4 protein-coding genes and 2 pseudogenes are annotated in these 4,548 nt (G+C 36.2%); all 6 read left to right on the top strand.

All coding sequences use genetic code 11. The features are described from left to right. Window positions 1-212, top strand: a pseudogene (locus ACKI44_RS07955) (V-type ATP synthase subunit I); the annotation flags it as partial. 63 nt (window positions 213-275) lie between these two features. Further along, window positions 276-761 (top strand): V-type ATP synthase subunit K, encoded by a 486-nt coding sequence (locus tag ACKI44_RS07960; protein WP_069573492.1) that lies wholly within the window; start codon window positions 276-278, stop codon window positions 759-761. A 13-nt stretch (window positions 762-774) separates the two neighbouring features. Continuing rightward, entirely contained in the window at window positions 775-1,386 is a 612-nt protein-coding gene (locus ACKI44_RS07965; RefSeq protein ID WP_407423252.1) for a V-type ATP synthase subunit E, read from the top strand. 16 nt (window positions 1,387-1,402) lie between these two features. Continuing rightward, window positions 1,403-2,557, top strand: a complete 1,155-nt coding sequence (locus ACKI44_RS07970) for a V-type ATP synthase subunit C (protein ID WP_407423254.1) — start codon at window positions 1,403-1,405, stop codon at window positions 2,555-2,557. Continuing rightward, window positions 2,554-2,871: a V-type ATP synthase subunit F gene (locus ACKI44_RS07975; RefSeq protein WP_303737793.1), complete on the top strand. Its 318-nt coding sequence runs from the start codon at window positions 2,554-2,556 to the stop codon at window positions 2,869-2,871. The genes ACKI44_RS07970 and ACKI44_RS07975 overlap by 4 nt, the downstream gene beginning before the upstream one ends. Then, a pseudogene (locus ACKI44_RS07980) lies at window positions 2,868-4,532 on the top strand (ATP synthase subunit A); the annotation flags it as partial. The gene ACKI44_RS07975 and the pseudogene ACKI44_RS07980, both read left to right, overlap by 4 nt. Window positions 4,533-4,548: the final 16 nt, after the last annotated feature.

A 4,548-nucleotide genomic window follows, 5' to 3' on the forward strand; every position in this document is an offset into this window, starting at 1 on the left:
TAAACAACATGATTCCATTTGCAGGAATTGTGGTTGCAATATTAATATTCATATTTGGTCATATAGCAAACTTCGCTTTCCAAGTATTAGGTGCATTTATTAACGCTTTACGTCTTAACTATGTAGAATTCTTCTCTCAATTCTTCATGGAAGGTAAAGGTAAATTTGAAGCTTTCAAAGCAAAAAGGACATTTACAAAACTTAAAAATTAAAAATTTTTCATTTATATCTTAAATTAAATTAAAAAATCAATATTATTTCAAAGGTGAATAAATATGGTAGAAATTGCTTTAGGTACTGCTTTAGCAGCTATTGGTGCTGGAGTAGCAATTGGTTTTGCCGGATTAGGTTCCGGTTTAGGTCAAGGTATGGCAGCTGCTGGTTCTGTAGGAGCAGTTGCAGAAGACAATGACATGTTTGCAAGAGGTATTATTTTCTCTGCATTGCCAGAAACTCAGGCTATTTACGGTTTCTTGGTTGCAATCTTATTATTAGTTTTCTCCGGATTATTAGGTGGAGGACAAGGATTACCTACCGAAGCAGGTATTGTAGCTATCGGTGTAGGTGCATCCATCGGTTTCGCTGGTTTAGGTTCCGGTATGGGACAAGGTATGGCAGCAGCATCCTCTGTCGGTGCTATCGTAGAAGACAATGATATGTTTGCTCGTGGTATTATTTTCTCTGCATTACCAGAGACTCAGGCTATTTACGGTTTCTTGATTGCTATTTTACTTATGGTATTCGGTGGAATCTTAGGTTAAGGAGGCAATTTATATGAGCTCAGGCACAAGTAAAATTGTTGAAAGCATTATGTCTGTAGCCCAAGAGAAAGCTGATGGAATCATTCAAGATGCTAATGCAGAAGTTTCACAGATAAACGCAAAAGCTGAAAAAACTGCTGAAGTTGAAAAGACAAAAATTTTAGAAAATGGTAAAAAACAATCTGATATGAGATATCAGCAAATTATCTCTGAAGCTAAGATGAATGCTCGTAGAGCAGAATTAGGCGCTAAAGAAGAAGTTATCGAAGCAGCTTTTGATAAAGCTACTGAAGAATTAAAAAGCATTGCTTCTTCCGGCGGCGATGAATATGATGATTCATTAAGTAAAATGATTAAGGAAGCTGTTGATGAACTAGGTAGTAAAGATTTAATTCTTCAATTAAATGAAGCTGATACAAATAAATTTAAAAGTCAACTTGATTCATCTTCTACTTTCCAAATTGACGATGTTACCTTTGAATTAGGAGAACCTATCGATACTATTGGTGGAGCTGTTGTCAAAACCAAAAGTGGAGATATTGAAGTCAATAATACTATTGAATCTAGATTAGAAAGATTTAAAAGCGTTTTACGTAGTGAAGTTGCAAATGTATTATTTAAATAATTAGGAGGGAGAAATTATGGCAGATGAACTTGCATCATTAATAACATCCATTGGATTTACACAAGAGTCATTCATTGTCTTTTGTATCCTAGCTGTTATTGTAATAGGTGCTGTAGTTGTAATCATTACATCTAGACCAATATTGGATATTTATCCTTATCTCAATCCTAGTTCAAGAGTAAGAGCTAGAAAAGGAAGACTTTTCAACGAAAAACAAATTTCAGAAATTGTTGAAACAAACAATGTCGAAGAAGTGGAAAACTATCTTAAAGGCGTTCCTGAATACGCTGACGTATTAGATGATTATCCTCTTGATAAAGCATTGGATATTCAACGTGCTGATACTTATGATTTTATTGCAAGAATCGCTCCTAAGGAAGTAAAAGACCCATTTGTTGTAATGGCTAAAAAGACCGATATTAACAACATTAAAAGTCTTATAACTGCTAAGGAAGTAGGATTATCTGCAGATGAAACTAAAGAATTATTAATTCCTTCCGGATCATTATACAAAGAGTTAAGTTCTTTAGCTGAAACAGACAATGTTACTGATATTATCACAAGTTTAGACGGCACTGAATATGCTACTGCATTAGAAGACGCTCTTCCTGAATATGAAGAGAAAAAAATGACTCTTCCATTAGAATCTGCTTTAGATAAATATTACTTAGGCAATTTATTACGTTCTTCTGACGTTCCTGCTGATGAAAACAGACAAATTGTTTATTCCTATGTAGGAACTCAAGTTGATGTTGATAACCTTAAATTAATCTTAAGAGCTAAAGAAGACGGTTTAAATTATGATGACATTTCAAGATATATTTTAACCGACGGTTATCAATTACGTGAATGGAAACTTAAAGATTTAATGGATTCTCCTGATGTTACTAACGTAATTTCCGGTTTAGAAGGTACAAAGTACTCAGAAGCTTTAACTAGTGTTGTTCCACAGTACAACGAAACTGGTTCCGTTGCTGTGTTTGAAAGAGCATTAGACGTGTATGCCAATGAGCATGCAAAATCATTAGCTTCCAAAAAACCGTTAGGTGTTGGTCCAATTATTGGTTATTTAAGTCAAAAAGAAGCTGAAATTAAGAATTTAAAAATTATTGCAAGAGCAAAAAGAGAAGCGGATTTCCCTAATTCTAAAATCATGGAGATGTTAATATGAGTTCTGTTGCTATTATAGGTGATATAGATACTGTATCTGGATTTAGACTTGGTGGAGTTAAAAAAGCAGAAGTTGTTAATACTGCTGAAGAAGCTATTGCTGCTTTTGATAAATTTTTAGATGATGAAATTTCTATTATCATTATAACTCAAGTATTAGCTAATGAAATTAGAGAACATATTAATAGGAAAATTGGTTCTGATGTATTACCAATGATAATTGAAATACCTGATAAGGATGGGTCCTCCGAAGGATCATCTGATCAAATGAACGATCTTATTAAAAGAGTTATTGGGGTAGAGATGGTTAAATGATTATTGAAGGAAAAATTATTAAAATTGCTGGGCCTGTTATTGTCGCAGATGGTATGAGAGGAGCCCAGATGCTTGAGATGGTTAGGGTAGGTGAACAGAAGCTTATCGGAGAGATCATTGAGTTAGAAGGTGACACCGCAACTATCCAAGTATATGAAGAAACAGCCGGTATTCAACCGGGTGAAGTAGTAGAATGTACAGGAGGTCCTTTGTCTGTAGAACTCGGTCCTGGTGTAATGAGTTCTATTTTTGACGGTATTCAAAGACCTTTAAGAATTATTAGAGATGAATCTGGAGACTTCATTGCAAGAGGTATTGATGTAGACTCTATTAACAAAGAGAAAAAATGGGAATTCAAACCTGTTGCTAAAGTTGGAGACAAAGTAGTTGGTGGAGACGTTCTTGGTGAAGTACAAGAAACTACCGCTGTATTACACAAAATCTTAGTTCCTCCAACAATGGAAGGTGAAGTAACCAGCATTGCTTCCGAAGGAGAATATACTGTACTCGAAGACATTGCAGAAATTAATGGCGAAGCTGTTCAAATGCTTCAGAAATGGCCGGTTAAAAGAAGCCGTCCTTATGTCAGAAAATTAGACCCTGATATTCCATTAGTAACTGGTCAAAGAGCACAAGATACTTTCTTCTCCGTAGCTAAAGGAGGAGCAGCAGCTATTCCAGGTCCTTTCGGATCAGGTAAAACTGTTACTCAGCAGCAATTAGCTAAATGGGCAGACGCAGATATCGTTGTCTACATCGGATGTGGAGAACGTGGTAACGAAATGACTGAGGTACTTACAGAGTTCCCATTCCTTGACGACCCTAAAACTGGTAACCCATTAATGGACAGAACTGTTCTTATTGCAAACACTTCCAACATGCCGGTAGCAGCTCGTGAAGCATGTGTATACACCGGTATTACTATTGCTGAATACTACCGTGACCAAGGTTACGACGTAGCGCTCATGGCAGATTCAACCTCAAGATGGGCTGAAGCTATGAGGGAGATTTCAGGAAGGTTAGAAGAAATGCCTGGGGAAGAAGGTTACCCAGCATACTTAGCATCAAGATTAGCACAGTTCTATGAAAGAGCAGGAAGAGTAGAAACTATCGGTACAGAATCTGAAGTTGCATCCATTTCCGTAGTTGGTGCAGTATCACCTCCTGGTGGGGACTTATCTGAACCTGTTACACAAAACACATTACGTATCTGTAAAGTGTTCTGGGCATTAGATGCATCTCTTGCAGATAAACGTCACTTCCCTTCAATTGACTGGTTACAAAGTTATTCCTTATACGTAGACAGTATTGAAGGCTGGTGGGCTGACAATGTAGCTGCTGACTGGAGAGCTACTCGTGATAAAGCTATGGGTCTTTTACAAAAAGAATCAGAACTTCAAGAAATTGTACAATTAGTAGGTCCTGATGCTTTACCTGAAACTGACCAAGCTACTTTAGAAACCACCCGTATGCTAAGAGAAGATTTCTTACAACAAAATGCATTTGATGATGTTGACACATATTGTGCACCTGAAAAACAATATAAAATGCTTAAAACAATTCTTTTATTCTATAAAGAATCTTTAGCAGCAGTTGAAAGAGGTGTTCCTATTGCAAACATCGTTGCATTACCTGTTAAAGAAGAAATCGGTAAAATGAAATAAATTCCACAAGAGG

This window comes from Methanobrevibacter sp., assembly GCF_045646205.1.
Lineage (GTDB): Archaea > Methanobacteriota > Methanobacteria > Methanobacteriales > Methanobacteriaceae > Methanocatella.

Bases quoted from the DNA above. Each gene is read 5' to 3' on its own strand.
- ACKI44_RS07965 (WP_407423252.1), top strand. From the start codon at position 775: ATGAGCTCAGGCACAAGTAAAATTGTTGAAAGCATTATGTCTGTAGCC.
- ACKI44_RS07970 (WP_407423254.1), top strand. From the start codon at position 1,403: ATGGCAGATGAACTTGCATCATTAATAACATCCATTGGATTTACACAA.
- ACKI44_RS07975 (WP_303737793.1), top strand. From the start codon at position 2,554: ATGAGTTCTGTTGCTATTATAGGTGATATAGATACTGTATCTGGATTT.
- ACKI44_RS07960 (WP_069573492.1), top strand. From the start codon at position 276: ATGGTAGAAATTGCTTTAGGTACTGCTTTAGCAGCTATTGGTGCTGGA.